This window comes from Thiobacillus sp. (assembly GCA_024235835.1).
GTDB lineage: Bacteria > Pseudomonadota > Gammaproteobacteria > Burkholderiales > Thiobacillaceae > PFJX01.
Genome location: JACKLQ010000002.1, coordinates 1 through 26,341, shown reverse-complemented (window position 1 = coordinate 26,341; position 26,341 = coordinate 1). Strand labels below are relative to the sequence as shown.

The 26,341-nt window shown below is 65.7% G+C and carries 26 protein-coding genes; 12 read left to right on the top strand and 14 right to left on the bottom strand.

Features of this window, described 5'->3' with window-relative positions; genetic code table 11:
• Positions 1-5: 5 nt before the first annotated feature.
• Genes H6935_08340 through H6935_08325 form a run of 4 tightly spaced genes read right to left on the bottom strand, consistent with a single transcriptional unit; the run spans position 6 to position 4,026 of the window.
• Positions 6-1,064: a spermidine/putrescine ABC transporter substrate-binding protein gene (locus H6935_08340; protein ID MCP5278357.1), complete on the bottom strand. Its 1,059-nt coding sequence runs from the start codon at positions 1,062-1,064 to the stop codon at positions 6-8.
• Entirely contained in the window at positions 1,061-1,840 is a 780-nt protein-coding gene (locus H6935_08335) for an ABC transporter permease subunit (protein ID MCP5278356.1), read from the bottom strand. The genes H6935_08340 and H6935_08335 overlap by 4 nt, the downstream gene beginning before the upstream one ends.
• A complete protein-coding gene (locus H6935_08330; GenBank protein MCP5278355.1) occupies positions 1,833-2,870 on the bottom strand; it encodes an ABC transporter permease in 1,038 nt (345 codons plus the stop codon). The genes H6935_08335 and H6935_08330 overlap by 8 nt, the downstream gene beginning before the upstream one ends.
• On the bottom strand, positions 2,857-4,026 hold the full coding sequence (locus H6935_08325; protein MCP5278354.1) for an ABC transporter ATP-binding protein: 1,170 nt from the start codon (positions 4,024-4,026) through the stop codon (positions 2,857-2,859). Before H6935_08325 ends, H6935_08330 begins: the two co-directional genes overlap by 14 nt.
• A gap of 194 nt (positions 4,027-4,220) precedes the next feature.
• Between H6935_08325 and H6935_08320 the strand changes: the two genes are divergently transcribed.
• The 4 genes from H6935_08320 (at position 4,221) to H6935_08305 (ending at position 8,680) form a co-directional block, all read left to right on the top strand.
• Positions 4,221-6,080 (top strand): PAS domain S-box protein, encoded by a 1,860-nt coding sequence (locus H6935_08320; protein ID MCP5278353.1) that lies wholly within the window; start codon positions 4,221-4,223, stop codon positions 6,078-6,080.
• Between the two features lie 180 nt (positions 6,081-6,260).
• Positions 6,261-6,881: a sigma-70 family RNA polymerase sigma factor gene (locus H6935_08315; protein MCP5278352.1), complete on the top strand. Its 621-nt coding sequence runs from the start codon at positions 6,261-6,263 to the stop codon at positions 6,879-6,881.
• Between the two features lie 4 nt (positions 6,882-6,885).
• Positions 6,886-7,776: a hypothetical protein gene (locus tag H6935_08310; GenBank protein ID MCP5278351.1), complete on the top strand. Its 891-nt coding sequence runs from the start codon at positions 6,886-6,888 to the stop codon at positions 7,774-7,776.
• A 103-nt stretch (positions 7,777-7,879) separates the two neighbouring features.
• A complete protein-coding gene (locus H6935_08305) occupies positions 7,880-8,680 on the top strand; it encodes a hypothetical protein (protein MCP5278350.1) in 801 nt (266 codons plus the stop codon).
• Positions 8,681-8,689: 9 nt separating this feature from the next.
• Here the strand turns inward: H6935_08305 and ubiB are convergent, their stop codons facing one another.
• From ubiB to H6935_08285, 4 genes are read right to left on the bottom strand one after another with little or no spacing between them, the layout of a single operon-like run.
• Positions 8,690-10,207 (bottom strand): ubiquinone biosynthesis regulatory protein kinase UbiB, encoded by a 1,518-nt coding sequence (gene ubiB, locus H6935_08300; protein MCP5278349.1) that lies wholly within the window; start codon positions 10,205-10,207, stop codon positions 8,690-8,692.
• Positions 10,208-10,217: 10 nt separating this feature from the next.
• Entirely contained in the window at positions 10,218-10,442 is a 225-nt protein-coding gene (locus tag H6935_08295; protein MCP5278348.1) for a type II toxin-antitoxin system MqsA family antitoxin, read from the bottom strand.
• A complete protein-coding gene (locus tag H6935_08290; protein ID MCP5278347.1) occupies positions 10,439-10,747 on the bottom strand; it encodes a DUF4258 domain-containing protein in 309 nt (102 codons plus the stop codon). Before H6935_08290 ends, H6935_08295 begins: the two co-directional genes overlap by 4 nt.
• Positions 10,744-11,349, bottom strand: a complete 606-nt coding sequence (locus H6935_08285; protein MCP5278346.1) for a hypothetical protein — start codon at positions 11,347-11,349, stop codon at positions 10,744-10,746. The genes H6935_08290 and H6935_08285 overlap by 4 nt, the downstream gene beginning before the upstream one ends.
• A 36-nt stretch (positions 11,350-11,385) precedes the next feature.
• Between H6935_08285 and mtnA the strand changes: the two genes are divergently transcribed.
• The 3 genes from mtnA to H6935_08270 are packed head-to-tail and all read left to right on the top strand — an operon-like array spanning position 11,386 to position 14,427.
• Positions 11,386-12,552 carry an S-methyl-5-thioribose-1-phosphate isomerase gene (gene mtnA / locus H6935_08280; protein ID MCP5278345.1) on the top strand — a complete coding sequence of 389 codons (1,167 nt, stop codon included), beginning with the start codon at positions 11,386-11,388 and terminating at the stop codon, positions 12,550-12,552.
• Positions 12,549-13,187, top strand: a complete 639-nt coding sequence (locus tag H6935_08275; GenBank protein MCP5278344.1) for a class II aldolase/adducin family protein — start codon at positions 12,549-12,551, stop codon at positions 13,185-13,187. Before mtnA ends, H6935_08275 begins: the two co-directional genes overlap by 4 nt.
• Before the next feature lie 4 nt (positions 13,188-13,191).
• Entirely contained in the window at positions 13,192-14,427 is a 1,236-nt protein-coding gene (locus H6935_08270) for a hypothetical protein (protein ID MCP5278343.1), read from the top strand.
• A 118-nt stretch (positions 14,428-14,545) separates the two neighbouring features.
• On the opposite strand, the gene H6935_08265 is transcribed toward H6935_08270, so the two are convergent.
• The 5 genes from H6935_08265 to xth all read right to left on the bottom strand — a co-directional run bounded on the left by H6935_08265 (position 14,546) and on the right by xth (position 20,704).
• A complete protein-coding gene (locus H6935_08265; protein ID MCP5278342.1) occupies positions 14,546-15,016 on the bottom strand; it encodes a CopD family protein in 471 nt (156 codons plus the stop codon).
• Positions 15,017-15,165: 149 nt separating this feature from the next.
• The gene (locus tag H6935_08260; GenBank protein ID MCP5278341.1) at positions 15,166-19,176 is read right to left on the bottom strand and encodes a ribonucleoside-diphosphate reductase, adenosylcobalamin-dependent; all 4,011 of its coding nucleotides are present in this window, start codon (positions 19,174-19,176) and stop codon (positions 15,166-15,168) included.
• Positions 19,177-19,253: 77 nt separating this feature from the next.
• Entirely contained in the window at positions 19,254-19,571 is a 318-nt protein-coding gene (locus H6935_08255; protein ID MCP5278340.1) for a CcdB family protein, read from the bottom strand.
• A complete protein-coding gene (locus H6935_08250) occupies positions 19,571-19,843 on the bottom strand; it encodes a type II toxin-antitoxin system CcdA family antitoxin (protein MCP5278339.1) in 273 nt (90 codons plus the stop codon). The genes H6935_08255 and H6935_08250 overlap by 1 nt, the downstream gene beginning before the upstream one ends.
• 72 nt (positions 19,844-19,915) lie before the next feature.
• On the bottom strand, positions 19,916-20,704 hold the full coding sequence (gene xth / locus H6935_08245; protein ID MCP5278338.1) for an exodeoxyribonuclease III: 789 nt from the start codon (positions 20,702-20,704) through the stop codon (positions 19,916-19,918).
• 80 nt (positions 20,705-20,784) lie between these two features.
• Here xth and H6935_08240 point away from each other — a divergent pair, with 80 nt between their 5' ends.
• The 5 genes from H6935_08240 to H6935_08220 are packed head-to-tail and all read left to right on the top strand — an operon-like array spanning position 20,785 to position 25,844.
• Positions 20,785-21,708 (top strand): sulfotransferase, encoded by a 924-nt coding sequence (locus tag H6935_08240; protein MCP5278337.1) that lies wholly within the window; start codon positions 20,785-20,787, stop codon positions 21,706-21,708.
• Positions 21,708-22,916, top strand: a complete 1,209-nt coding sequence (locus H6935_08235) for a hypothetical protein (GenBank protein ID MCP5278336.1) — start codon at positions 21,708-21,710, stop codon at positions 22,914-22,916. The genes H6935_08240 and H6935_08235 overlap by 1 nt, the downstream gene beginning before the upstream one ends.
• On the top strand, positions 22,913-23,842 hold the full coding sequence (locus H6935_08230; GenBank protein ID MCP5278335.1) for a glycosyltransferase family 2 protein: 930 nt from the start codon (positions 22,913-22,915) through the stop codon (positions 23,840-23,842). The genes H6935_08235 and H6935_08230 overlap by 4 nt, the downstream gene beginning before the upstream one ends.
• Entirely contained in the window at positions 23,839-25,011 is a 1,173-nt protein-coding gene (locus H6935_08225) for a glycosyltransferase family 4 protein (GenBank protein MCP5278334.1), read from the top strand. Before H6935_08230 ends, H6935_08225 begins: the two co-directional genes overlap by 4 nt.
• A 2-nt stretch (positions 25,012-25,013) precedes the next feature.
• A complete protein-coding gene (locus H6935_08220; GenBank protein ID MCP5278333.1) occupies positions 25,014-25,844 on the top strand; it encodes a hypothetical protein in 831 nt (276 codons plus the stop codon).
• Here H6935_08220 and H6935_08215 read toward each other — a convergent pair.
• Positions 25,750-26,341: arylsulfatase (locus tag H6935_08215; GenBank protein MCP5278332.1), on the bottom strand; the 592-nt coding region annotated here is incomplete at its 5' end. The two genes, H6935_08220 and H6935_08215, sit on opposite strands and share 95 nt — an antisense overlap.

Below are 26,341 nucleotides of genomic sequence, written 5' to 3'. Positions count from 1 at the left end.
GATGGTCAGCGCAACTTGATTTCCGTCCAGATGCGGTTCAGGACCCGGCGGCTCTTCCGGTCCAGGTCCCGCATCATGGCCAGCCGTTCCATGGCGGCGGCGTCGGGAAACACGGCGGGATTATCCGAAATTTCCGGCCGGATGGTGCGCAGGGCGTCGCGATTGGGGTTGCCGGAGCCGATGAGGTTGGTCAACTCCGCCGAATTTTCCCCTTCCAGCATGAAGTCGATGAAGCGGAGGGCCAGTTCGGGATGGCGCCCCGTCTTGTGCAGCACCATGGAATCCAGGGCCAGCACCGCCCCCTCTTTCGGTGACGCATAGCCGATGGCGAAGGGCCGGCCCGCCGCCTGGGCGTCGGCGTTGGCCTGGAACATGTCGTTGGAATAGCCGTGGGCCACCCAGATGTTGCCCACGGTGAGTTCCTTGATGTAGCTGGAGGCGTTGAAGGCCGCCCAGTAGGGCTTTGCCCTCAGGATCAGGTCCCGGGCCTGTTTCCATTTCGCCTCGTCCGTGTCGTTGATGTCGTGGCCCAGGTACAGCATGGCGGCGGCCATCAGTTCCCGCTGGGAGTCCAGCACCGTCACCCGGCCTTTCAGCTTCTTCAGGTATTTGGGTTCGAAGATCAGGGCCCAGGTGTCCGTGGGCAGGCCCAGTTCCCGGATGTGGGCCGTGTTGTAGCCGATGAGGGTCACCGTGTAGGCATAGGGCACGGAGTAGCGGTTGCCCGGGTCGAAGAAGCGGTCCAGGAACTCGGGCTTGATGTTCTTCAGGTGGGGCAGCTTCGCCTTGTCGATGGGCCGCAACTGCCTGGAGCGGATCAGGGCCTCCACCGCGTTGCCCGTGGGCACGATGAGGTCGTAGCCGCTGGCCCCCGCCGCCAGCTTGGCCAGCATCTCCTCGTTGTCCGAGTAATAGTCCTGCACCACCTTGCAGCCGCAACGGGCCTCGAAGCGGGCCACGGTGGCGTCGGAGATGTAGTTGTTCCAGTTGTAGAGGTAGAGGGTTTCCACGGCCTGGGCCGGGCCGGCGAGCCACAGGGCCAGGGCCAGCAATAACCGCCTCATGCCCCGCCTTTCATGAATCCTTTGTCCATGCGCGCCGCCGCGATCACCAGCACCAGGGTCAGCAGCATCAGCAGGGTGGAAACGGCGTTCACCTCCGGCGTTACGGCGATCTTGATCATGGAATAGATCTGCAGGGGCAGGGTGGAGACCCCTACCCCGGCGGTGAAGAAGGTGATGACGAAGTCGTCGATGGACAGGGTGAAGCTCATGAGGAAGCCCGCCACCACCGCCGGCAGGATGAGGGGGAAGGTCACCAGGCGAAAAGTTTGCCAGGGGCTTGCGCCCAGGTCCCGGGCCGCCTCGAAGATGCTCTCGTCCATGCCCGCCAGCCGGGCCCGCACGATGATGGCCACGAAGCCGATGGAGAAGGTGATGTGGGCCAGCACCACGGACAGCAGGCCCAGGGTGAGGTGCAGCACCTGGATGAAGAACACCAGCAAAGACACCCCCAGCAGGATCTCCGGCATGGCCACGGGGGTGATCACCAAGATAGGCAGCCAGCGGAAGCGGTAGCGGTGGATGGCCAGGCCCGCCAACGTGCCAAGGACCGTGGCGGCGGTGCTGGACACCCCGGCGATGAACAGGGAGTTTCGCGCCGCCAGCAGCATCTCCTCGTCGTAGAACAGCACCCGGTACCACTCCAGGGTGAAGCCCACCCACTCCGCGTTCAGGCGGGAGTCGTTGAAGGAATAGGCCACCACCACCATCAAGGGCACGTAGAGGAAGGCGAAGGTGGCGCCCGCCGAGAGGATGAGCCAGAGAGGCAACCTACGCATGCCGCCTCCTGGGCCGGCCCGCCCAGGCCGCCAGGCCCGCCAGGGTCAGCACGCACAGGGTCAGGATGATGGACAGGGTGGCGCCGAAGGGCCAGTCCCGCACGCCCAGGAACTGGTCCTTGATGAGGTTGCCGATGAGCATGTCCCGGGTGCCCCCCAGGATGTCGGGAATGGCGAACATGCCCAGCACGGGGATGAACACCAGCACCGAGCCGGAGAACACGCCGGGCAGGCTGAGAGGCCAGGTCACGCGCCAGAATCGCCGCCAGGCGTTGGCCCCCAGGTCCTGGGCGGCGTCCAGCAGCACCGGGTCGTGCTTCTCCAGGTTGGTGTAAAGGGGCAGGATCATGAAGGGCAGGTGCACGTACACCATGCCCACCAGCACGGCGAAGGGGGAGAACAGCAGGGAGACGGGGGGGAAACCGAAGGCCCCCAGCACCCCGTTCACCGCCTGGGCCAGGGCCGCCTGGGGTCCCAGGATGATCATCCAGGCGTAGACCCGGATGAGGAAGTTGCTGGCGAAGGGCAGGATCACCAGCAGCACCAGCAGGTCCCGGTGGCGCCGGGGGCTGCGGGCGATGAGCCAGGCCACGGGGTAGGCCAGCACCAGGCAGGCCAAAGTGGATGCGGTGGCCACGGCGAAGGAGCGCAGGAAAATCTCCGTGAACAGGAAGTCGCTGAAGAAGAACTGATAGTTCTCCAGGGTCAGCCCGTGCTCCCGCCCGTCGCCCGGGTCGGTGATGGGCGCCAGGCCGCCGAATTCCCCCGGGTACTGGAAGGACGCCAGTACCACGATGAGGGCCGGCACCAGGAAGAAGGCCAGCAGGAACAGGGTGGGCGGCGAGGTGACCGCCCTGCGGGTGGTGTTCTCCCCCCTTTGGAAAACGAGCGAAGCGAAGTTTCGAGCTTGCGGCCAAAGCGGGGATGGGGGGGATTTGATGGTGTCCGGCGGGGCCGAGGGCCGCCGGAATCCCCCCTGCCCCCCTTTGGGAAAGGGGGGTGATTTGTTGAGGTGCCTAGTCCCGGACATAGTGTCCGGCCTCCCGGGCCCAGCTCACGGTGACCCGGTCCCCCACCTCGAAGAAGCGGGCCCGGCCGGGGGCATCGTTGGCCCGCAGGGCCGCCAGCTCCTGGCCGTTGTCCAGGGCCACCTGATAGGTGGTGACGTCGCCCACGTAAAGGAAGTCCTTCACCGTGCCGGGAAACGCGTTTTCATCCCCCCTGTTTTCAAAGGGGGGGTGGGGGGGATTCCCGGGGGCATCTTCTTCAACAGATGTACTCAAATCCCCCCTGCCCCCCTTTAATAAAGGGGGGGTAAAACCTGAGATGCGCACCTGCTCCGGCCGCAGGGCCAGCACTCCGGTGTCGCCCGCCTGGGAGCCTTCCGATGCCGGCGCCAGGATTGCCCCCAGGCCCGGTGACTCCAAGCGCAGACGGCCTTCCAGCCGTTCCGCCACCCGGGCCTCCAAGAGGTTGCAGTTGCCGATGAAGTCCGCCACGAAACGGTTCCTCGGGAAGCCGTAAATCCTGGACGGTTCGTCCAGTTGTTCGATGCGCCCCCGGTTCATCACCGCGATGCGGTGGGACAGGGCCAGGGCCTCGGGCTGGGCGTGGGTGACGAAGACGAAGGTGACGCCCACGTCCCGCTGCAGTTTGATGAGTTCCAGCTGCATCTCCTCCCGCAGCTTCAGGTCCAGGGCTCCCAGGGGCTCGTCCAGCAACAGCAGGCGGGGCTTGTTCACCAGACCCCGGGCCAGGGCCACCCGCTGCTTCTGGCCGCCGGACAGCTCGTGGGGATAGTGGTCCGCCAGTTCGGCAAGATGCACCTGCGCCAGGGTCTCGCCCACCCGGCGCTTCAGCTCCGCCTCGCTCACCCCGGCCATGCGCAAAGGAAAGGCCACGTTCTGGCCCACGGTGAGATGGGGGAACAGGGCATAGCTCTGGAATACGGTGTGGATGGGCCTCTTTTCCGCCGGCGTGTTCACCAGGTCCTTACCATCCAGCAGGATCTGCCCCCCGTCCGGCAGGTCGAAGCCGGCGATCATGCGCAGGATGGTGGTCTTGCCGCAGCCGGAAGGGCCCAGCAGGGTGAAGAACTCTCCTGCTTCCACATCAAAGCTGACGTCCCCCACGGCCTCGAAGGTGCCAAAGCGGCGGGTGATATTGCGGATTTCCAGCAGGGCCATGGTTTGGTGCAGAGGGGCTGAAATGCTCGTGAAAGCCTATCACCGGCAACGTCTTACGGATATCTGCGTAAAGGCGATCCTGCCAGCAAAACCACTCTGGTTGCATGGTTGATATCCCATGTGGCCTGGGATAGCGTGGCAAAAAACCCGACTAAATTTGTCTGGAATTATTAAAGCCACACAAGGAGACTGAAATGGATAGCGGCTTCGTGAAGGTGAAGTTTCCCTTACGTCTGTTTTTGATTCTGTTTGCCCTGGTTTCCGTGTTGATCGTGGGGGGAGCCTGGTACATCGGCAACGAGCGGATTTCAGCCGAGATGGACATCACCCGCACCAAGGAGATCGGCAACGTCATCATGGGCGTGCGCCGCCTGGATGACGAACTGGCCATGCCTTTGCGCCATCTGCGCGCCCTGGCGGACACAGTGGCGGTGCGCAACGCCTTGGAGGGTGGTGGCGCCGGGGCCGTCCTGGCCATGGAAGATGAGTTCAAGACCCTGCTGGCCTACAGCGGTCTGTATGACAAGGTGCGCTGGATCGACGCCGGCGGCGTGGAGCGGGCCCGCATCAACAGCGTTGGCGGTCGCCCCGTGCCCGTTCCGGCGGACCGGCTGCAGCAGGTGACGGACAGCTACTATTTCAAGAAGACCATGGACCTGCAGCCCGGTCAGTTCTTCATCTCGCCCCTGGACCTGAACGTGGAAAACGGCGAGGTGGAAGTGCCCTACAAGCCCGTGCTGCGCCTGGCAACGCCCCTGCGGGACGCCAACCGCAGGCCCCAGGGCATCCTGGTGCTGAACATCGATGCCCGGCGGCTGCTCACCGCCTTCACCGAGAGCGTCATGGACGCCCGGGACCACGCCATGCTGCTGAACAGCCAGGGCTACTGGCTGGTGAGCCCCCGGCCCGAGGAGGCCTGGGGCTTCATGTTCAAGCGGAACGATACCCTGGGGGCCCGCAATCCGAAGGCCTGGCAGGCCATCTCGGGGATTCCCTCGGGCCAGGTGGAAGCCGAGGGCGGGTTGTGGACGTGGAGTACTGCCTATCCACTCAAGGACACGGACAGCAGCGTGGTGGCGGATGTGCCCCACTGGCTGGTGGTGTCCCACCTGCCCGCCAACCAACTGGCCCTGTTGCGCCAGGAAGCCTGGCGCACCGTGGGCCTGGGTGCCCTGACCATGCTCTTGCTGTTTGGCGCCCTCACCGCCTGGCTTTCCCGGGCCCTGGTGGGGCGTACGGTGGCCAAGGTGGCGGCCGCCAAGGCCCAGGCCGAGGCCAGGATCGCCAACCGCCTGGCCGAGGCCCAGAAGCGCTTCCGCCTGGTGGTGGAAGCCAACGCCAACGGCCTCCTGGTGGTGGACGACAAGGGCGCCATCCAGATGGCCAACCCCGCCCTGGAGCGCATGTTTGGCTATGAGCCGGGCGAGTTGATCGGCAAGCCCATGGAAATTCTGGTGCCTGAATCAGAACGGGCCGGTCACGAGCAGAAGCGCAGCGGCTACATGCGCGCCCCCGAGGCCCGGCCCATGGGTGCGGGGCGGGACCTGGTGGGCCAGCGCAAGGACGGCAGCCGGGTGCCCATCGAGATCAGCCTGAGTTCCTTCATGGAGGACGGGCGCCGCTACGTGGACGCGGTAGTGGCCGACATCTCCGCACGCAAGGAGATTGAGGAGCGCCTGCAGCACAGGGAAGCCCACTTGCGCATGCTGCTGGACACCAATCCCAACGGCCTGCTGGTGGTGGACGAACGGGGCAACATCCAGATGGTCAACACCACCCTGGAAGCCATGTTTGGCTACGAGCCCGATGAACTGCTGGGCAAGCCCATCGAAATCCTCGTCCCCGAGGCGGCAACGGGACATCAGGCCGCCTTCAGCGGTGACATGCCCCGCCACCCCGTGGTCACCATGCTGGGCCGGCAGCACTTCCTCCAGGGGCACCGCAAGGACGAGAGCACCTTCCCCATCGAGATGAACCTGTCCGGCTTCAACGAGGACGGAAAGCTCCACATCCAGGCCACCGTCATGGACCGGCGGGAGCGCATCGCCGCCTGATTTTCCCCGGCACCCCCTGGCGCCCAGGCCCCGGAAACGGGGCCTGTCTCATTGTTGGCCATGAATTTCGTGCCCGGGCCCCGGGGCCAATACAATGCATGCACACCTCCCAGGCGTCCCGCCGCCGGGGACCCACCTGCTAACCCCATATCGCAATACCAGGCGTTCAAACGCATAGCCATGGATGATTCCGACGCAGCCGCCAGTTCCACTGACGACCCGCGCACCGACGAAGCCCTCATGCTGGCCTACCGTGACGGCGACGGGCCGGCCTTCGAGGCGTTGTACGGGCGCTGGCGGGGCAGGCTGTACCGCTATCTGGCCCACCAGGCGGCCCAGGCGGCGGACGAACTGTTCCAGGACGTGTGGCTGCGGGTGGTGGGTGCCCGGGCCCACTACGAGGTCACGGCCAAATTTTCCACGTGGCTGTTCCGCATCGCCCACAACCGCCTGGTGGACCATCACCGGGCCAGGGGCCGCTCCATCCTGGAGTTGGCCGGTGATGGCGCGGCCGGCCTGGACGAGGATCCTGACTATGATCCGGTGGACAGCATGGCCGCGCCGGAACAGGAATCGCCCCAGGCCATGCTGGAGCGACGGGAGGCCGCCCGGCACATCCTGGACTGCCTGGCGGCCCTGCCCCTGCCCCAGCGGGACGCCTTCCTCATGGCGGAGGAGGGCGGCATGAGCCTGGAACAAATCGCCAACGCCACCGGCGTGGGGCGGGAGACCGCCAAGAGCCGCCTGCGCTACGCCCTGGACCGGCTGCGCAGGTGCCTGGCGGCATTGATAGGAACCTGAGGCCATGGAAGAACGCGACCCGCATCTCAGCCAAGCCTACCGGGAGGCCAGACACCCGGAGCCCTCGCCGGGCCTGGACGCCCGCATCCTGGAGGCCGCCCGCCAGGCCCTGGCCCGGCCCAAACCGACCGGGCGTTCCCGCTGGTTCACCTGGGCACTGCCCCTCTCCAGCGCCGCCGTACTGGTGCTGGGGATCTCCCTGTTGTTCGAAGCGCAGCAGCAGGCACCGGAAAACATGAAACCACCCAAGGCCATCCCGCCGACAGGCCAGGGTGGAATTGACGACGCGGCCCCCGCGCCTTTGCCAGCCGAGCCCACCGTGCGCCTTCCTTATCTGGCGCAGCAGGAATCCGTACCCCAGGCCGATGCGTCGGAAAGCGTCGAGCCCATGGGCACGGATGTGCAAAGCGGGCCCGCGCTCCCCCAGGAGCGAGCGGCGGTGGAACAGTTGGAGAATTCGGGTAGTGTCGCCGCACCCGCACCCGCACCCGAGCCCTTCCCGGCCCAGGCCGGCGCTGCCGCGGCCTTGTCGCCCGCTCCCCAGCCGGCCGCCAGGGCCGAGGCCCATCCCATGCCCCAGGCTGTCCCCATGGCTGCCCAGGAGTCCTCCGACGCCACGACGAAAATGAAACGCCCGCCCGCAGCCCGCATGGTCCCGCCCCCCACGGCCAGTGCCGTGGCACCTGGCCAGGAAACCGCGCCGGCCTTTTTCTTCAGCCAGGGCCTGGGCAAGCGCAAGGCCGCAGCCCCGGCGACTGAAAGGCCGGAACAGATGGTGGAGACGATTCGCCGGTTGTTGCGGGAGGGGCGACAGGAGGAGGCGCGGAAGGCACTGGAGAAACTCAGGCGGACTTATCCGGGGTTTGCCTTGCCGGAGGACTTGAAGGATTTGTAGCCTTTGCCCGGCAGATGCTTGCCGGCATTCCTGGTTCTTAACCCCGTTTCAATTTCCCGCGCGTTTAAGCGGATGTCCTTCCTCAACCCAAAAGGAGCACATCATGCTTGCACGACTCTTCGTACTGACCCTCAGCCTCCTGGCTGCCAGCGCATTCTCGTCCTCACCCGCCCACGCCGGCCAGCTGGTGGACATGGAGATCATCAACCGGTCCACGGGGGAGACCCTGGACTTCCACCGCTTCCGGGGGCAGCAGTACGTGGCGGGCAACCCCGGCGATCGCTACGGGGTGCGGCTGGTGAACCGCACGGGGCAGCGGGTGCTGGTGGTGCTGTCCGTGGATGGCGTCAACGCGGTCACCGGCGAGACGGCGGCGCCGGACCAGTCCGGCTACGTGCTGGGCCCCTGGGGCCGGGTGGAGGTGGCCGGCTGGCGCAAGAGCCTGCAGGAAGTGGCCCAGTTCTATTTCACCGCCCTGCCGGATTCCTACGCCGCCCGCACGGATAGGCCGGACCACGTGGGGGTGATCGGTGGGGCGGTGTTCCGGGAGAAGGTCTATGCGCCCCAGCCCATGCCCTATCTGAATGAAGCAGTGCCGTCTGCCCGTGCCCAGGCTGGCGCAGCCGGGGCAGCGGCCGATGCCGCCGCCCCGGAAGCCATGGCCAAGTCCCCGCGCAAGTCGGAGCGCCTGGGTACCGGGCATGGAGAACGGGAATACGCACCCACCCGCTACACGGAGTTCGAGCGGGCCAGCGCCGGGCCGGCCGAGGTGTTGAGCGTGCGCTACGACAGCCGCCCCAACCTGATGGCCCGGGGCGTGATTCCGAAACTCCGCCCTGTACGCCCCCACTGGCCCGAGCCCCAGCCCTTCCCGGGCCAGTTCGTGCCGGACCCCCAGGGATGAGCGAAGAAGTCAGTAGTTGATCAGGTTGGCGGCCACCAGCACGGCCAGCAACACGGCGATGGCCGCCAGCCAGCGGTTCCGGGCCTGCTGCTGGCGCAGCATGATCTCCAGGCCATCCTCGAGTTTTTCCAGCCGGTCGGTGCGGAGGGCCTGGTGGGCCAGGCGGGGCAACTGGGGAACCAGTGCACCCCAGTAGGGCACTTCTTCCTTGAAGGTGCGCAGCCAGCCGCGCCAGCCGATCTGCTCGTTCATCCAGCGCTCCAGGAAAGGCTTGGCCGTGGACCACAGGTCCAGTTCCGGGTCCAGGTCCCGGCCCAGGCCTTCGATGTTGAGCAGGGTCTTCTGCAGCATCACCAGCTGGGGCTGGATTTCCATGCCGAAGCGGCGGGAGGTCTGGAACAGGCGGAGCAGCACCTTGCCGAAGGCGATCTCTTTCAGGGGCCTGTCGAACACGGGTTCGCACACGGCGCGGATGGCGGCCTCGAATTCGTCCACCCGGGTCTCGGCGGGCACCCAGCCGGAATCCAGGTGGGTCTGGGCCACCTTCTTGTAGTCCCGCCTGAAGAAGGCCAGGAAGTTCTGGGCCAGGTAGTTCTTGTCCACGTCGGTGAGGGTGCCCATGATGCCGAAGTCCAGGGCCACGTATTTGCCTTCCGGTGTCACCAGGATGTTGCCCGGGTGCATATCGGCGTGGAAGAAGCCGTCCCGGAACACCTGGGTGAAGAAGATTTCCACCCCGGCCCGGGCCAGGCGGGGGATGTCCACCCCCTGGCGGCGCAGCTCGTCGATGCGGGAGATGGGGGTGCCGTCCATCCAGGTCATGACCATGACCTCGGCTTCGCAGTAGTCCCAGTACACCTCGGGCACGGCCAGCAGGGGGGAGCCCTTGAAGTTGCGGTGGAGCTGGGAGCAGTTGGCCGCCTCACGCATCTGGTCCAGCTCGTCACCCAGGTGCTTGGCGAACTCGCCCACCACTTCCTTGGGCTTCAGGCGCTTGCCGTCCCACCACAGTTTTTCCACCAGGCCCGCCAGGGCGTAGAGGAGCTTCACGTCCTGGCCGATGACCTTGCCGATGCCGGGGCGCAGGATTTTGATGGCAACTGCGTCACCCGACTTGAGTTTTGCTCTATGCACCTGGGCCACGGAGGCGGAGGCCACGGGGGTGGGATCGAATTCGGCGAACACCTCCTCCACGGGGCGGCCGTAGGCCCGGCGCAGCACGGCCAGGGCCTGTTGGCTGGGGAAGGGGGGCACCCGGTCCTGGAGCTTGGCCAGTTCGTTGGCGATGTCCGGTGGCACCAGGTCCCGCCGGGTGGAGAGCATCTGGCCGAACTTGATGAAGATGGGGCCCAGGGATTCCAGGGCCAGGCGCAAGCGCTCGCCGCGTGGACGCGTCAGGCGACGCCAGAAGAACAGGGCCTGCACGGTCCAGCGCACCAGCTTGACCCGCTCGTGGCCCAGGAAGAATTCGTCCAGGCCGTAGCGGGCGCCGGTGAACCAGATGCGGAGGATGCGGAAGAGGTACATCAGGTGGCGATCAGGCTGCGTAGCGCTGGATTTCCACTTCCACGTGGCGTTCGAATCCCCGCTCGGCGGCCGCATAGACGCGGCGAGCGGTGACTTCATCCAGGTAGTACTCGCCGCAGTCCTCGCAGATTTCCGCGGGCACGTCCCGGATGACGACCACGCTGTCCCCGCGTTGCAGGGTGACCGTGGCCTTGCCCGGATGCGTCGTCCCGGTTTTGCAGATGGAACATTTCATGGTTGTTTCCTTGTCTTGAAGGAGTCGTCCCAAAGGTCTGGGTCTGGTCTGTAGACAGTTACGACTTGGCAAATTCCGCTTTGCGCGTCCAACGCCATGACGGCATGAAGCGGCGAGTCCCAATGTTGGCCCAGGATCAGGTAGCTGGGGTAGGGGCGATCATCAGGATAGGACGCAATGATCTCGCCCGACTTGATCATGGCTTCGACGGCTTCCGGCGGGATGCCTCTCTGGAACATGCGTTCAAAGGCGTGACGCGAATATCGCACCTCCCGGCAGGGGAGGCCGGTTGCAGGGATCGTCATGCTTGCCGTTGCTCCAGCAGTTTCAGGCGCGCCTCCAGCCGGTCCGTGTCTTCCCGCAGGCGATCCACCTCGGCGATGAACTCCCGTGCCGCATGGGGCTCCGCCAGCACGCCGGCCTCGTGCACGGCGTACTCGGCCAGGTTGCGGCCGGCGGCATCCACGGCCTTGCCCCGCCATTCGGAGAACCCCTGGATGAACTGGTCCACCCGGCTGGCGGCCATGTCTCCCAGGTAGGGGCGCAGGGCCAGCACCCAGTCGAAGTCCGCCAGGGCCTTGGCCACGTCGGCGGCCAGCAGGCCATCCCCTTCGGCGCTGAACAGGTCGCTCACCGTGCCGCCGGTGATCCACTTGGGCAGGGCGGCAAGCTGGGGGGTGAGGGTGACGGAGGAGACGGCGCCGGCCAGTTCATCCGCTTCCGTCTCCGGGCCGGGCACGCTGAAGCGGCCGTCGCCGTCCAGGCCCAGTTCCAGGGGGCGCAGGGGCAGGGCCAGGATGATGCGCTTGCCGGCATGGCGCAGCAGGCGTTCCCGGGCCACGGGCTGGCGGTCCAGCAGGGCGTTCAGGGCGGTGGCGAGGGCGGATTCGGGGAGTGGCGCAGGCATGGCGCGATTGTAGGGCAAGCAAGGATAATCCGGCCCATGAACATCAACGGCACCCCCACCCGCACCATCTGGCCCGTGGAGGCTGGAGTCGAGATCATCGACCAGACCCGCCTGCCCCATGAATTCGTCACCCGCACATTGACTACCCCGGAAGAGGCGGCGGAGGCCATCGCCGTCATGCGGGTGCGGGGCGCGCCCCTCATCGGCGCCACGGCCGCCTACGGCCTGGCCCTGGCGGCCCACCGGGATGCCTCCGATGCAGGTCTGCGCGCCGCCGCTGCCCTGCTGGTGGCCACCCGGCCCACGGCGGTGAACCTGAAATGGGCGGTGGAGCGGGTGTTGGCCGAGCTCCTGAAGCTGCCGGTCAGCGAGCGCTCACCCGCGGGCTGGATCGAGGCGGAGGCCATCTGCGCCGAGGATGTGGCCCAGAACCAGGCCATCGGCCGCCACGGGCTGGCACTCATCCAGGCCATGGCACAACGGAAAGGCAACGCCCCCGGCTCGACCCTGCGGGAGGAGCCGCCCCCCAAGGGGGCCAAGAAACCCTTGGGACGGCCCGGCGGGTTTCTTGAGCCCGGGACGGTGAACATCCTCACCCATTGCAACGCCGGCTGGCTGGCCACGGTGGATTGGGGCACCGCCCTGGCCCCCATCTACGCCGCCCGGGAGGTGGGCATTCCGGTGCACGTGTGGGTGGACGAAACCCGGCCCCGCAACCAGGGCGCCAGCCTCACCGCCTGGGAGCTGAACCAGGCGGGCATTCCCCACACGGTCATCGCCGACAACGCCGGCGGCCATCTCATGCAGCAGGGCCGGGTGGACCTGTGCATCGTCGGCACGGACCGCACGGCGGCCAACGGCGATGTGTGCAACAAGATCGGCACCTACCTGAAGGCCCTGGCGGCCTTCGACAACGGCGTGCCCTTCTATGTGGCGGCGCCGGGGCCCAGTATCGACTTCCACCTGGCCGGCGGCAGGGAGATACCCATCGAGGAACGCTCGGCCGATGAGGTGGGCCGCATCGCCGGCCGTACCGACGATGGCAGGTTGGTGAGCATTCACCTGACGCCGGAAGGCAGCGCCTGCGCCAACCCGGCCTTCGACGTGACCCCGGCCCGGCTGGTGACGGGGCTGATCACCGAGCGGGGCGTGTGCGCCGCCAGCCGGGATGCCCTGGCAGCACTTTTTCCGGATCGCGCATGAATATTTCCAACCTGCCTGAACGCGTCGCCGCCTGCGCTCGCAAGAGTGTGGCTCTTGGACTAAACCAGGGCACCTCCGGCAATGTGAGCGCCCACTCACAAGACGGCTTCGTCATCACGCCTTCTGGCCGGGACATGACGTACCTGGAGGCCCGGGACATGGTGATGCTGGACATGGACGGTCAGGCCCCGGAGGGCCAGAAGCCCTCCAGCGAATGGCGTTTCCACCGGGACATATATGCCGCCTTCCCCGACGCCCGGGCGGTGGTCCACGCCCATTCCCCCTTCGCCGTGGCCCTGGCCTGCCTGCGTCGGGACATCCCGCCCTTCCACTACATGGTGGCCATGGCGGGGGGCACGGACATCCGCTGCGCACCCTATGCCACCTTCGGTACCCAGGCCCTGTCTGACGCGGTCATTGCCGCCCTGGAAGGCCGCCGTGCCTGCCTCATGGCCAACCACGGCCTGGTGGCCTGGGGCAAAAGCCTGGACAGCGCCCTGGCCCTGGCGATGGAGGTGGAGGCCCTGTGTGGCCAATACCTGCGGTGCCTCCAGGTGAGTGCCCCGGTGCTGTTGACGGCGGAAGAAATGGCCGAGGTGCTGGAGAAGTTCAAGGGCTACGGCGCCGGGGCATGACCCCATGAACTTCATCACCGGTTTCTTCCTGAAGCTGAGCCTGCTCTTCGTCCTGCCCCTGGCCATCCTGGTCCTGCTGCTGGGAATCGCCACCTCCCCCAGGCCCGCGGTTGCCCGGGGTGGGGACGTGGCGGTGACGGACCTGGAGCGGGGGCGCCTGGTCTGGTCCTCCCTGGGACTGAGAAACATGGCGGAGGGCCAGGAAAGGCAGGTGCGCCTCTCCGAAAGGGACCTGGGCCTGGGTCTCAACTACCTGGCCGGGCGCATGGAGATGGAGGGGGCATCCATCTCCGTCTCCAGGGAACGGCTGTTGGTCCGTGCCAGCCAGCGCCTGCCCTGGCTGGACGTGCCCCGATACCTGAACTGGGAACTGGCACTGGCCCAGGATGGCAGCAAGCTGGCCCCCGCGGGCCTGCGCCTGGGCTCCCTGCCCCTGCCTGCGGTCCTGGCCGGGCAGGTGCTGGAATGGGGGCTGGCCCTTTCGCCCGTGGCGCCCCAGTACTTGGTGGCCAGGGACATGATGCGCGCCGCCCGCCTGGGCCAGGGCTACCTGACCCTCCGTTTCGTCTGGCGGGGCCTGGCCCTGGAGGAAGCCATGGCCCGCGGTGCCGGCCTGGATGTCGCCATCCTGGGCATCTACCGCCAGCGGCTGGCCACGCTGAAAGCTCGGGATTTCCCTGTCGTGCTGGGGCAGGTGTTCGCCCTGGCCCGGGAACGCTCGGGCAAAGGCGACCCGGTGGTGGAAAACCGTGCCGCCCTGACCGCCCTGGCTGAGCGTGCCCTGGGGCAGAACCTGGTGTCCGTCCGCGGCTTGCAGGGCCTGGGCCGAATGGGCGGCGTGAACCTGGCTGGGCGCGGGGATTTCGCCCAGCATTTCGCCCTGTCCGCCTTCATCGCCGCCACGGGCGGCGAGGGCCTTTCCGATGCGGCAGGGCTTTACAAGGAACTGCGGGACGCCCGGGAGGGCAGCGGATTTTCCTTCAACGACCTGGCGGCGGATCGGGCGGGCAGCCGGCTGGGGGAGGCGGGTACCCGTTCGGAGAGTCAGGCACGCAAGGTCCAGGCCGTGCTGGCGGGCGTGAAGGAGGCCGGCGTGTTCTTCCCCAGGGTGGACGACCTGCCCCAGTTCATGAACCAGGCCGAGTTCGAGCGCCGCTTTGGCAGCGTGGGAGCACCGGCCTACAAGGCCATGGTGGAGAAGATCGAGGCCCGCATCGCGGCCCTGCCCCTGTACCGCTGAATCACTGGGGAAGCCTGGAGAGGTGCGATTCCCTGACTCGGCCTGCGGCCTCCCCCGGGCTACCGTGCGTGCCGCCGAGACGTAGCCCGGCGGAGCGTAGAGAGTCCGGGGCGGGTATTTATGCCTGCGGCAGGCCGGGCAGCAGGAAGATCAGCGCCACGTTGGTGAGGCCCAGGGCCAGGTTGGTGCCCACCAGCATGCGGATGCGGTTCAGGGCCGCGCCGGCGGCAGGCCAGTCCTGGGCCGCCACGCCTTTTTTCAGGGCAGCATAGGGCGCGAAGTAGATGAAGGCGAAGATGATGGCCATGAGGTAGCCGATGCCCGCCATGACGTGGATCTGCACCGGCACCGCGCCCATGCCGCCCATGTTCACCACGATGGCCTGGCCCGTCAGTACCAGGGCAATGACGCAGCCCCACACCCAGGGAAAGAAACGGCCGAACACCGCCCGCCACAGAGCCAGGCGCTGGGGCGGTTGTTCCAGGGTGGCCAGGACGGCAGGCCGCAGGCACTGGTGGGCGAAGAACATGCCCCCCACCCAGACGATGGTGGCAAGGACGTGGACGAGAGTGAGGAGGTAGAAGGTCATGACGGCTTCCAATCAGTTCAACAGCCTGGATTGTAGAGCGATAGCAGGTAGCTAGTCGGTAGGCTTGAGGCCGCAGGCCAAGTCCGGGGTAACCCGGGCAATCGCTTCCCCTGGACTCGCTTCGCTCCTCCAGGCTACGGATCAAGGATTCAGCCGCAGGCCCCCACCGCGCCGCAGGCGGTGCAGAAGTCGCAGCCGTCCTTGCGGATCACCGTCTCGTTGCCGCACTCGGGGCAGCGGCGGCCCTTGAGCACCGTGGGTTGCTCGCCGGCGTGGGCGGGCAGGGCCGGGGTCTGCAGGATGCCCATCTCCTTCACCGGCAGGCCGTCCTCGGTAAGGATGCCCAGCATGGCGTAACGGTGGATGATGAGCCGGGCCACGTAGGCCACGGTGGAGGGCCAGGTGGACTGTTTGCTCTCTCCCGGCACGAAGGCCATGAAATCCCCCAGGGGTTCCGGGTAGTTGAGCAGCTTGCGCAGCTTCATGCCCACCCAGGCCGGGTCCATGACCCGCATGTCCAGGGACAGCAGCTTGCAAAGCCCGTCCAGGGCCCTTGGGTAGTCCCCCGCCAGCCACACGGAGTAGGGCCGGGTGACGCCATCCGGCAGGGTGATCTCCTTCAGCCCCAGGACGAAGTCGTCGCCGGTATGGGGGTTGAGCACGTCCACGGTCCAGGACAGGGTGCCGTCGGTGCCGGTCTTGGGCTCCTTGTGGGAGAACAGGGCGTCCAGCAGGGCGGAATCGGTGTGTTCCGTGCCCTCGCCGTCCAGGGCATGGAGTTCGTCCAGTCGCCAGCGCAAGAGCTGGGCCATGGCCGCCACCTGGCTGGGCATCTGGCGGAGCTCACCATCCGGCGGGAAGGGGATGGCGCAGGCGTCGTCACCCCGGGTCCGGGCCAGGGTGTCCAGCTTGAACTTGAGCCAGCCCCGGTCGTTGGCGCGCATGTCCATGGACAGGGTCTTGGCCACGGCCCCCAGGCCCCGGGGCTGCTCGGCGCCGTTGACCCACACCTCGAAGGGCCAGGCCCGGCCGTCGGTTTCGCTCGGTTCCGTATTGCCCACGAACAGGGCGAAGCTGCCGTGGGGGCTCTCGATCATGTAGCTCCAGGCCGGGTTGCCGCCGGGCAGCTTGGGCCGGCCGGGCCACTTCAGGCTTTCCAGAACGGGGGCGGGCAGGGCCTTGATCTCGATGCGGCGGTTTACGTCGGAGAGCTCGAAATCCTGGGGCGCGGCGGCCTTGGCCTTGTCGGCGGCGGGTTTCTCCTCGCCCGTGGACAGCACGCTGCCCAGCACCGCGTTGGGCCGGTAGGTGGCCAGGCCCTTGAGGCCCGCCTTCCAGGCGGCGAAGTAGAGGCCTTCGAAATCCGTGTAGGGGTAGTCGGCGGGGACGTTGACCGTCTTCGAGATCGCGCTGTCTACGTAAGGGGCCACGGCGGCCACCATGTCCATGTGGGCCAGGGCGGAGATCTCCAAAGCCGTGACGAAGCTCTCGGGCAGGTGTTCCGTGTCACCGCCCTGTTCCCGGTACAGGCGCCAGGCGTGGTCCTCCACCTGGTATTCCTTCCAGCCGCCGTCCGGTTCCCGCTTCTTGCGGGTGTAGGCCCAGGAGAAGGGGGGCTCGATGCCGTTGCTGGCGTTGTCGGCGAAGGCCAGGGAGATGGTGCCCGTGGGGGCGATGGACAGCAGGTGGGAATTGCGCAGGCCGTGGGCGCGGATCTCCGCTTTCAGGTCTTCCGGCAGGCGGGAGGCGAAGTTGCCGCCGGCCAGGTACAGGTCCGCATTGAACAGGGGGAAGGCGCCCCGTTCCTGGGCCAGCGCCACCGAGGCACGATATGAGTGGTCGCGCATGAAGGCCGCCACCTGCGTGGCGAAGGCCAGGGCCTCGGGGGTGTCATAGCGCAGGCCCAGCATGGCCAGGGCATCCCCCAGGCCGGTGAAACCCAGGCCCACGCGACGCTTGGCCATGGCCTCGTCATGTTGTTTCTTCAGGGGCCATGCGGTCAGGTCCAGCACGTTGTCCAGGGCCCTAACGCAGGTGGGCAGGATGTGGGCTAGACCTTCGAAATCGAAGGCGGCATGTTCGGTGAAGGCCTGGGTCACGAAGCGGGTGAGGTTCACCGAGCCCAGGCAGCAGCAGCCGTAGGGTGGTAACGGTTGTTCGCCGCATTGTCCGGTGACGAGGCCATTGAAGATGACCGTGTTGTGGTCAGGCTGGGTGGTGTCGTAAACCGCTTCACGGCCAACTGACACGATGGATTTGATTCGGCTAGTGAAGCGCTGCTTTTGGCGTAGTGCCTTGTCCTTTGCCCACGCACGATATTTATCGTTCTTGTAGTCCAGCAGGAAGCCCATCTCGGCCATGAATACACTGCGGGATTCCCCGTCGATGATGAGTTCAAAGTCTGCTTGGCAAGCATACTCACGATGCCCGCCCTTACCATCTGGCAAGATGCGCTGCCCGGCAGCGCGGCGTTGGTGGATGCGGCAGAACACACCGAAGTTGGCCAGCAACACCTGCACTTCCCGCAGCAGATGAGGGTAACTGGAAGCCAAGCGAACGGAGCAGCTTTGGCTATTTCCAGAAATGTTTACCGTGCCATCGGCCTGGAACAGGGCACGCAAATAGCCCTTGACGCAGTCCTCGCTACCTCGCCAGACCACCTCGGGAACCCGTAGTTTGGTTTGCCGCGTAAAGCCGTAGTGTTCCAGAACCCGTGCCAGCATGATGGAGCGCAGAAAAACGTGGTTGCGCTGGGGCACGGCTACCGGGCGTACAGCATATTCGCGGCCGTTGGTGGCCAAGCCCGAGATCAGGCCGTTGACGATACGCGCCATGCCATCGGCCAGAACGCGGTCTTCGTTCCAGAAGTTGATGATGGCTGCTTCCTTGCCCTGTCCCCGGTTGGTGAAATGTCCGTCGCCGGTGATCAGGCCCAGCAATATGCCCAGTTCCATGCTGCCCTGCTGCCCGAACTGGCCCTTGCCGGACTGCACCAGGATTTCGTCGCCTACCCGCAGGTCCCGCAGCTTGATCTTGCCGCGCTGGGTGTAGAAGTCATGCCAGGCCGTGGCCTTGATGCGGTAGCCGTCTTCCGTGGTGACCTCGAAGACCTCCGCCATGTTGGCCGTCATGAAAGCAGGTTTGGCGGGGCGGCGTTCCACGCCACGTTCATCCCGGCCCAATGCGCGCCGGTCGACGCTGGCCATGATGGGCGCGACGTTGGCGGCCAGTTCGCCAATGGGGATCAGGCCGAACTGGGTGGCCAGCCGGGTGTCCGCCGTGACGCAGGGGTTGGTGGCCTCGATGGCTTCGCAGTAGCCCAGGTTATTGTCCCGGTTGATGCGGTCGATGAACAGCACGCCCGGCTCGGCATGGTCGTAGGTGGAGGCCATGATCTGGGTCCACAGGTCCCGGGCCCGCAGCTTGCGGTAGACCCACATGCCATCTGTCCGGTGATAGGCGCCGGCCGCCTTCTGCTCGGCACCGGGCTCGGCCTTGTGGTTCAGTTCCACGTCCCCATCCGCTTCCACCGCCTGCATGAAGGCGTCGGTTAGGCCTACCGAGATGTTGAAGTTGCGCAGGTCGCCCTGGTCCTTGGCATGGATGAACAACTCGATGTCCGGGTGGTCGCAGCGCATGACCCCCATCTGGGCGCCCCGGCGGGAACCGGCGGACTCCACGGTCTCGCAGGAGCGGTCGAACACCCGCATGTAGGACACGGGGCCGCTGGCCCGGGACTGGGTGCCCTTCACCAGGGCGCCCCTGGGACGGATGGCGGAGAAATCGTAGCCCACGCCTCCGCCCCGGCGCATGGTCTCGGCCGCTTCCTCCAGGGCCACGTAGATGCCGGGCCGGCCTTCCACCTCGCCGGAGATGGCGTCCCCCACGGGCTGCACGAAGCAGTTGATGAGGGTGGCCTGGAGTTCGGTGCCGGCGGCGGAGTTGATGCGCCCGGCGGGGATGAAGCCCGCCTCCATGGCGGCGAAGAACTGGCGTTCCCACTTGGCCCGGTCCGCCTTCTTCTCCACCGAGGCCAGGGCCTTGGCCACCCGTTTGCGCACGTCGATGACGTTGCGCTCGTCCCCCTTGGCGTACTTCTCCAAAAGCACCTCGCTGGAGATGGCCTGGTCAGTCAGTTCGGGGAACAGGGCTTCCTGCATGGTGGGCTCCGTAGGTTGCGCTTTCACATGCTGATCGCCATTTTGCAGGCCTATTCGCCGCGATCAGCCAAGCGGAATCAAAAACCCTGGAACAGGAAATCCAGGGCAGCGGTTATTTGTGCCTGCTCAGCATTCAAGGACGTGATCGGGGATTTCAGAATACGCTGTGGCACCGCGCCCATCTTGGGGGTTTCCAACAGGTAGTCCTTGCCCTGGATGCTGAGCACAGGGGTGAGTTTGGCCGGCAACTTGACCTTAGCGAAGTGATCCAGGCTACGGAGCGGGATCACCATGCGGCTGTCTAAGCCATCCAGCAGGTCACTCTGGACATCAAGCAGGTAGGGTGTCGTGCTGGCATGGGAACCTGGATTGGGATAGACCTCGAACCTGGCCATCAGAAGGTCCTCCACTCATCGAGGGGCATTCCTTCGGATTCGATGGTGGCGTTGTAGGCGGCAATGAAATCCGCATGTTCCTCACGCCAGCGGCGCTCCTGTTCCCGGCGCACGATATCGCGCAGATGACTGTCGCAGACCTGGGATACGTTGATCTTCAGCATCTTGGCGGCCTCCAGGACGTCAGTGCTCAGGCTCAGGTTGACCGCCCGCTTGGAGGGGGGTCTGGAGTGGGGAGCAGTTTCGATGGCTGATGCATTTGATGTGGGCATGGCGGCTCTATGCGCATGTATTAATGCGCACAGTTTAGTCCGATATGTCGGCTGTCGCCATGTGCTCCCGCGCTAGGACCCGGTTAGATCCAACTCCGCCAGCACTGGTGTATGGTCCGAAGGCCGCTCCAGCTTGCGCGGTTCCTTGTCGATGACGCAGGCCGTGCATTTCCCCGCTAGCGCCGAAGACAGCAGGATGTGGTCGATGCGCAGGCCCAGGTTGCGGCGGAAGCCGGCGGCCCGGTAATCCCACCAGGAAAAGCTCTTCTCCGGCTGCTCGAACAGGCGGAAGGCGTCTTTCAGGCCCAGGGCCAGGAGGGCGCGGAAACGCGCCCGCTCCGGTTCGGACACCAGCACGTTGCCCTCCCAGGCCAACGGGTCGTGCACGTCCCGGTCCTCGGGGGCGATGTTGTAGTCCCCCAGCAGGGCCAGACGGGGATGGCGGTTCAATTCGTCCTTCAGCCAGGCGATGAGGGCGTCCAGCCAGCGCAGCTTGTACTGGTACTTGTCGGAATCCAGGCTTTGGCCGTTGGGGATGTAGACGCAGATCACCCGGAGTTTCTCGTCACCGTCCCCCACCGTGGCGGCCAGCACCCGCTTCTGCTCATCCTCGAAGCCGGGAATGCCGGCCTGAACCTCCATTAAGGGGTGGCGGCTCAGGATCGCCACGCCGTTGTAGGTCTTCTGGCCCGAGAACACCGCCCGGTATCCCGCGGCTTCGATGTCGGCCTGTGGGAAGGCCTCGTCCGTGAGCTTGGTCTCCTGCAGGCAGACCACGTCCGGCTGGGCTGCGGGCAGCCAGTCCAGCAACTGGGGCAGGCGGACTTTCAGGGAATTGACGTTCCAGGTGACGAGTTTCATGGCGGATGGCGGTATGAGCAGCCTAGGCATTGTAGCGACAGGCAAGTATCCTTTCGCCGAACTCAAACACGAGCAGGCGGATGTCGGATTTCATTTCCAAGGTTGAAAAGACCTTGCGCCACCACGGCAAATCCGTGGCGCGCAAATTGCGAGCCGCCTATTGGGACATTGCCCGCCCCCCCGCCGACCGTCCTGTCATCGTGCTGGGATGTTCCCGCGCGGGCACGACCGTGGTCTACAAGACCCTGTCTGAATCTCCTCAACTGGGCACCCTGCAGCGTGAAACCCACGATTTCTGGGTCGACCTGCATCCCCTGACCGAAAAGAACTGGGATACCCACGCCTTGTATGCGGCGGACGCCAGCCAACGGGACCGGGACCACGTCGCCCGCTACTTTTTCAGTTGGACCGGAAGGTCCCGCTGGGTGGACAAGAACAACCAGAATGGCTTGTGTGTGCCCTACCTTCAGGCCCTGTTTCCGGATGCGGTGTTCGTGTATGTCAAGCGCAGCCCGGGTGACAATCTGAATTCCCTCATAGAGGGTTGGGGCAAGCCGGACAAGTATTCCACCTGGACAGATCAGTTCCCGGCCCAGGTGGCCGTGGACAAAGGTCGTTACACCCAGTGGTGCTTTTTCCTGGCCGAGGGCTGGCGGGACTACCTTTCCGCGCCGATCGAGGAGGTGGCCGCCTTCCAGTACCAGGCCATCAATCGCGCCATCCTGGATGCCCGGGCCCAGGTGCCAGCCAGTCAGTGGGTGGAAATCTTCTATGAAGACCTGGTGCGGGACCCGGTGGCGGGCTACAGGGCCATGTACCAAGGTTGCGACCTGGACTTTACCTCTGGCGTGGAAGAGCACTGCCGCCAGGTGCTGACGAAGCCCTACGACGTGTTCGGTGAGATCAAGCTGGACAAGTGGAAGGATGGTCGCAACCGGGAGCGGGTGGAGCGCGTGCTGGATCGTGTGGCTCCCCTGGCCAGGGAGATGGGGTACGACCTCTGATGGGGTGGTGGCTGCCGGCGTTGCTGGCCCTGCCCACGCTCTGGTTGTTCATTCTGCTGTTGTACGCCGGGCCGGCCCGGGCAGCCTGGCGAGAGCCGGTGCTCCGTCATCCGGTATTGATCATCGAAAGCGACGACTGGGGCCCGGGTCCCCCGGCCCACGCCCAGTCCTTGGCCCGCGTGGCGGCCTGCCTGAACGCCCATCGGGATGCCACCGGCATGCCGGCAGTCATGACCCTTGGCCTCACGCTGTCCCTGCCTGACGGCGAGGCGATCGCTTCGTCCGGCTTCCACACCTATCACGCCAGGCCCATTCTCGATCCCGCCTATGCCGATCTGCTGGCCGCCATCCAGGAGGGCATCCGACTCGGCGTTTACGCACCGCAGCTCCACGGCATGGCCCACTACTGGCCGGATGCCCTCCTGGTTGCGGCCAGGAGGGACCCGGCGATACGGGAATGGGTGCTGGCCGGTCCCGGTCAGGAAACCGAGGCGTTGCCCAGCCCCCTGCAAACCCGCTGGGCGGACGCCAGCGTGCTGCCATCAAGGCCCCTGGCCGATGCGGCCATCGCGGTGGCCGTGGCGGAAGAAGTGGACCTTTACCGGACCGCCTTCGGCGAAAGGCCCCAGGTGGTGGTGCCACCCACCTTCATCTGGACCTGGCCCGTGGAGGCTGCCTGGGCAGCCCATGGTGCCAAGGCCCTCGTCACGCCGGGCCACCGGTGTACCGGGCGGGATGCCCAAGGCCAACCCGATTGCGAGGCTGTGGATCTGTACAACGGGCAGCAGGGCATCGGCGGCATCGTCTATCTGGTCCGCGACCGTTATTTCGAGCCCGACCGGGGCCACCGGGCGGAGGATGGGCTGAAGGCCCTGGCGGAAAAATGCGCCCAGGGCCGCCCTTGCCTGCTGGAGACCCACCGCTTCAATTTCACGGGTTCCGGACAGGAACTGGCCCTGGCGGAACTGGACAGACTCCTGGGCCAGGCGCTGCAACGGTTTCCAGGCCTGCGCTTCATGAGCGCGGCCGAACTGGCCCAGCATTACCGAAAACGGGAACCCGCCTGGATCGCATCCAACCTGGGAACCCGCCTGGCCGCCTGGAACCAGCGCATGGCCAGGATTCCCCGCTTCGCCAAGCTGGCCCGCTGGTCCGGCCTGGGCGGGGTGCTGGCGCTTCTTGCGCCAACAAAAGGCGTTGCGGCATGAGCGGGCCGCGCTTTTCCGTCATCATCCCAGCCTACAACGCGGAGGCCTTCGTGGCCCGGGCCATCGATTCCGTGCTGGCCCAGACCTGGCCGGCCCACGAGATCCTGGTGGTGGATGACGGTTCCGTCGACAAAACGGCGGAGGTGGTGGCCGGGTACGGGGAACGGGTGCGCTACCTGCGCCAGGACAATGCCGGCGTGTCTGCCGCCCGCAATGCCGGCGCCCGGGCGGCCACCGGGGACTGGCTGGCCTTCCTGGACGCCGACGACTGGTACTACCCGGACCGGCTGAAATGGCATGCCGATTGGATAGCACAGGACAGCGGGCTGGATTTTCTCACCGGCGACTACGACTATCGTCGCCCCGACGACAGCCGCATCTCCGGCTCCATGGAAATCCACGACTCCGGCCGGGTATTGCTGGCCAGGGCGGCGGGATCCGACAAGGTGGTCATGGAGGCCCGCGAACTGGAGCCTTTCGTTGCCGACCACTTCGGTGACACCCATACCCTCTCCGTGCCCCGTGCCATATTCCTGGAATTGGGGGGCTACCCTACCGGCTACCGGGTGTGCGAGGACGTATTCTTCCTGGTCAAGCTGTGCGCCCGCAGCCAGCGTATTGGCGTGGTTTGCCGGCCCATGGCGGCCTACGTGATCCATGATGCCAGCGCCACCCGCAAGGATCCCCTGCGCGCCCAGTTCGACAACTTGCGCACCCTGCGGGACATGAACCAGGCCGCCCGGGAATACCCGGCGATCGTGAGGCGGGGCGTGCGCAGCCGGCTGGCCCAGGGCCGTTTGAACCTGGGCTATGCCCTGGCCAAGGCCGGCCGCCGGCGGGAAGCGATCCGGGCCGTGCTGCCCTCCGTGTGGGAGAATCCGGGCATGGCCAGCCTGCGGAATATCCTTTCCATGATGCGCGGATGACAACCTTGACCAATCCTCATGTCCGGCTCTTGGTCCTGACGGAACTTTTTCTGCCAACCAAGGGCGGTACCGCCGTGTGGGCGGCGGAGGTTTACAGCCGCCTGGGGGGGAAGGATCTGCACATTGTCACCGCTGACGTCCCGGGGGCTGTGGAAGTGGACCGGGATTTACCAAACACCGTACACCGGCTCAACCTCAAGCGCGTGCCCTGGCTACGGCCCGAGTCCCTGGGTATGTACGCCCGATTCCTGTTCAAGTCCCTGGGACTGGCCCTGACCCATCGATTCGACGCCGTGCACGCCATTCGCGCCCTGCCCGAGGGCCTGGTGGCCTGGCTGGTTGCCCGGCTGACATTCAGGCCGGTGGTGATCTATGCACACGGGGAGGAACTCACCACCTGGGGCAAAGGTGGCAAGTACAAGGCCATGCGCTTCGCCCTGCGCCACGCTGATACGGTCATCGCCAACAGCGATTTCACGCGCCGGGAGCTTGTGAGCATGGGGGTGGCCCCCAACAGCATCGTCCTGATCTATCCGGGGGTGGACACGGCACGTTTTCGGCCAGACCTGCCCTGCGAAGACCTGAAACAATCCATTGGTCTCCAGGTGGGCGAGAAGCTTGTCCTGTCGGTGGGGCGACTGTCCCGGCGCAAGGGCTTCGACATGGTGGTACGCAGCTTGGCTGAGTTGTCGAAACGGGGTGTCGCAGTGCGCTATGCCCTGGTGGGCATCGGTGAAGACGAGGGCTACCTGGCCAGCCTGGCCAGGGAACTCGGCCTGGAAGAGCGCATCCACCTGTTGGGGCACGTGGCCCCGGAGGACCTTCCCCGCTGGTACAACGCCTGTGATGTGTTTGCCATGCCCAACCGGGAGATCAACGGCGACACCGAGGGGTTCGGTATGGTCTTCCTGGAAGCATCGTCCTGCGGCAAGCCCGTGGTGGCCGGCAGGGCGGGGGGCACTGGCGATGCGGTGGTGGAAGGACTGACTGGGTTGCGTGTGGACGGTGCCGATGTGTCCGCCGTGGCGGGTGCCCTAGCGGAGATTTTGACTGATGGCGAGCGGGCTGCAAGGATGGGGCGCCAAGGCCACCAGCGGGCCATGGTGGAGTTTGCCTGGGAACAGGTGACCCAAAAGACGTTGGAAAAAGTCATGGTAGAGAGGAACTGAATATGAAGTGGTTGATCTTCGCGCTGACTGCATTGACCTATCCGCTGAGCGCATGGTCGGTGGATGACTGGAAAGCGACTCCCCAGGAACGCCAGATGTGCGAAGTCATGATTGCCACTAAGGCCCGTGCATTTGGCGTGGACCGAAAGGCCAATGATCCGGATTGGATGACGCTCAATCACTATTGTGACTGCCTTAGGTTCTACAACCGGGCTTTGGGTAACCGGGGCAGAAGGGACTACTTCATTCACGAGTCACTGTTGGGGTGCAACTATGTGCTCGATCATGTAAGCGAAGGGTTTGCCTTGCGTCCCGAGATGCACTTGCGCAATGGCATGTCCTATGACCTGACAGGCAACAAGATCGCTGCGGAGGGTGAATATCGCCAGGCTCTGAATGGTGCCCCTTTCCTGGCGGAGGCTTATCTGGCCCTGGGTGACATATACATGCAGCGGAAGAATAAGGATAAAGCGATGCAGTTTATCGTCGAGGGATTGCGGTATGCGCCCGATTCCAAGGGCCTCAAGCGGCGTTACAAGGAATGGGGAGGCAAGGAACCATTCCCCGAACCCTACAAACCCAAACTTAAGCCCGAGCCCGCGAGCGAGGCCAAGCCAACAGCGGATGCAAAGCCCCAGGAACCGGAAAAGAAGCCGGTACATGCTTCCGAGCCGACGCCTGTCCCTGCCGCCGAAGCGGTGATATCACCCGCCTCCCCGAATGCTCCCATTGGCTCGACTACGAACCCTTGGTGCCGATTCTGTCCCGTTCCGGCGAAAAAAGAGGATCCTCAGCCATCCAGGCCGCCAACTGACCCCACAGGCTCTCGGTAACCTCCGGGTGCCTACTGGCGATGTCGGACTCGCAATTGGGGTCAGACTCCGTATCGAACAGACGCAGCACATAGCCTTCGTCCAGGGGCTGGTACACCAGTTTCCATCGATCCTGGCGAATCATGCGGTCCTTGGCCTGGATGGTGACCCGGGCGTATTCCGGCTTGACAGCCAAGGTGCCCGTCTGCCGGTCCGGCACCTCCAACAATTCCAGCAGGTCCGGGTAGCGAAGATGCCGTTCCGGAAGTCCCGGGATGTCGGCGATCCATATGCCAGTCTCATTGAAGGCAGCCAGGTCCTGTAAGGTTTTTCCCTGTAGCGCGGGCGTCAACGGGACACCATCCAGGTTGGGGGGCAGGGGGATGCCGGCCTGCTCCAGCAGCGTGGGCATCAAGTCTATGCTGCGAACCACCCCCTGGTAGATTCCAGGCCGGATACCGGCACCGGCGATGAGCAGGGGTATCCGAGGGCTGAAATCGCCGATGGCGCTATTGCCC

Coding starts and splice junctions, on each gene's coding strand:
- H6935_08220 (MCP5278333.1), top strand. CDS start 25,014: ATGAAGTGGTTGATCTTCGCGCTGACTGCATTGACCTATCCGCTGAGC.
- H6935_08285 (MCP5278346.1), bottom strand. CDS start 11,349: ATGCCTGCGCCACTCCCCGAATCCGCCCTCGCCACCGCCCTGAACGCC.
- H6935_08225 (MCP5278334.1), top strand. CDS start 23,839: ATGACAACCTTGACCAATCCTCATGTCCGGCTCTTGGTCCTGACGGAA.
- H6935_08260 (MCP5278341.1), bottom strand. CDS start 19,176: ATGCAGGAAGCCCTGTTCCCCGAACTGACTGACCAGGCCATCTCCAGC.
- H6935_08325 (MCP5278354.1), bottom strand. CDS start 4,026: ATGGCCCTGCTGGAAATCCGCAATATCACCCGCCGCTTTGGCACCTTC.
- H6935_08305 (MCP5278350.1), top strand. CDS start 7,880: ATGCTTGCACGACTCTTCGTACTGACCCTCAGCCTCCTGGCTGCCAGC.
- H6935_08295 (MCP5278348.1), bottom strand. CDS start 10,442: ATGAAATGTTCCATCTGCAAAACCGGGACGACGCATCCGGGCAAGGCC.
- H6935_08290 (MCP5278347.1), bottom strand. CDS start 10,747: ATGACGATCCCTGCAACCGGCCTCCCCTGCCGGGAGGTGCGATATTCG.
- H6935_08320 (MCP5278353.1), top strand. CDS start 4,221: ATGGATAGCGGCTTCGTGAAGGTGAAGTTTCCCTTACGTCTGTTTTTG.
- H6935_08330 (MCP5278355.1), bottom strand. CDS start 2,870: ATGTCCGGGACTAGGCACCTCAACAAATCACCCCCCTTTCCCAAAGGG.
- xth (MCP5278338.1), bottom strand. CDS start 20,704: ATGAAACTCGTCACCTGGAACGTCAATTCCCTGAAAGTCCGCCTGCCC.
- ubiB (MCP5278349.1), bottom strand. CDS start 10,207: ATGTACCTCTTCCGCATCCTCCGCATCTGGTTCACCGGCGCCCGCTAC.
- H6935_08240 (MCP5278337.1), top strand. CDS start 20,785: ATGTCGGATTTCATTTCCAAGGTTGAAAAGACCTTGCGCCACCACGGC.
- H6935_08335 (MCP5278356.1), bottom strand. CDS start 1,840: ATGCGTAGGTTGCCTCTCTGGCTCATCCTCTCGGCGGGCGCCACCTTC.
- H6935_08250 (MCP5278339.1), bottom strand. CDS start 19,843: ATGCCCACATCAAATGCATCAGCCATCGAAACTGCTCCCCACTCCAGA.
- H6935_08315 (MCP5278352.1), top strand. CDS start 6,261: ATGGATGATTCCGACGCAGCCGCCAGTTCCACTGACGACCCGCGCACC.
- H6935_08230 (MCP5278335.1), top strand. CDS start 22,913: ATGAGCGGGCCGCGCTTTTCCGTCATCATCCCAGCCTACAACGCGGAG.
- mtnA (MCP5278345.1), top strand. CDS start 11,386: ATGAACATCAACGGCACCCCCACCCGCACCATCTGGCCCGTGGAGGCT.
- H6935_08235 (MCP5278336.1), top strand. CDS start 21,708: ATGGGGTGGTGGCTGCCGGCGTTGCTGGCCCTGCCCACGCTCTGGTTG.
- H6935_08255 (MCP5278340.1), bottom strand. CDS start 19,571: ATGGCCAGGTTCGAGGTCTATCCCAATCCAGGTTCCCATGCCAGCACG.
- H6935_08340 (MCP5278357.1), bottom strand. CDS start 1,064: ATGAGGCGGTTATTGCTGGCCCTGGCCCTGTGGCTCGCCGGCCCGGCC.
- H6935_08270 (MCP5278343.1), top strand. CDS start 13,192: ATGAACTTCATCACCGGTTTCTTCCTGAAGCTGAGCCTGCTCTTCGTC.
- H6935_08310 (MCP5278351.1), top strand. CDS start 6,886: ATGGAAGAACGCGACCCGCATCTCAGCCAAGCCTACCGGGAGGCCAGA.
- H6935_08265 (MCP5278342.1), bottom strand. CDS start 15,016: ATGACCTTCTACCTCCTCACTCTCGTCCACGTCCTTGCCACCATCGTC.
- H6935_08275 (MCP5278344.1), top strand. CDS start 12,549: ATGAATATTTCCAACCTGCCTGAACGCGTCGCCGCCTGCGCTCGCAAG.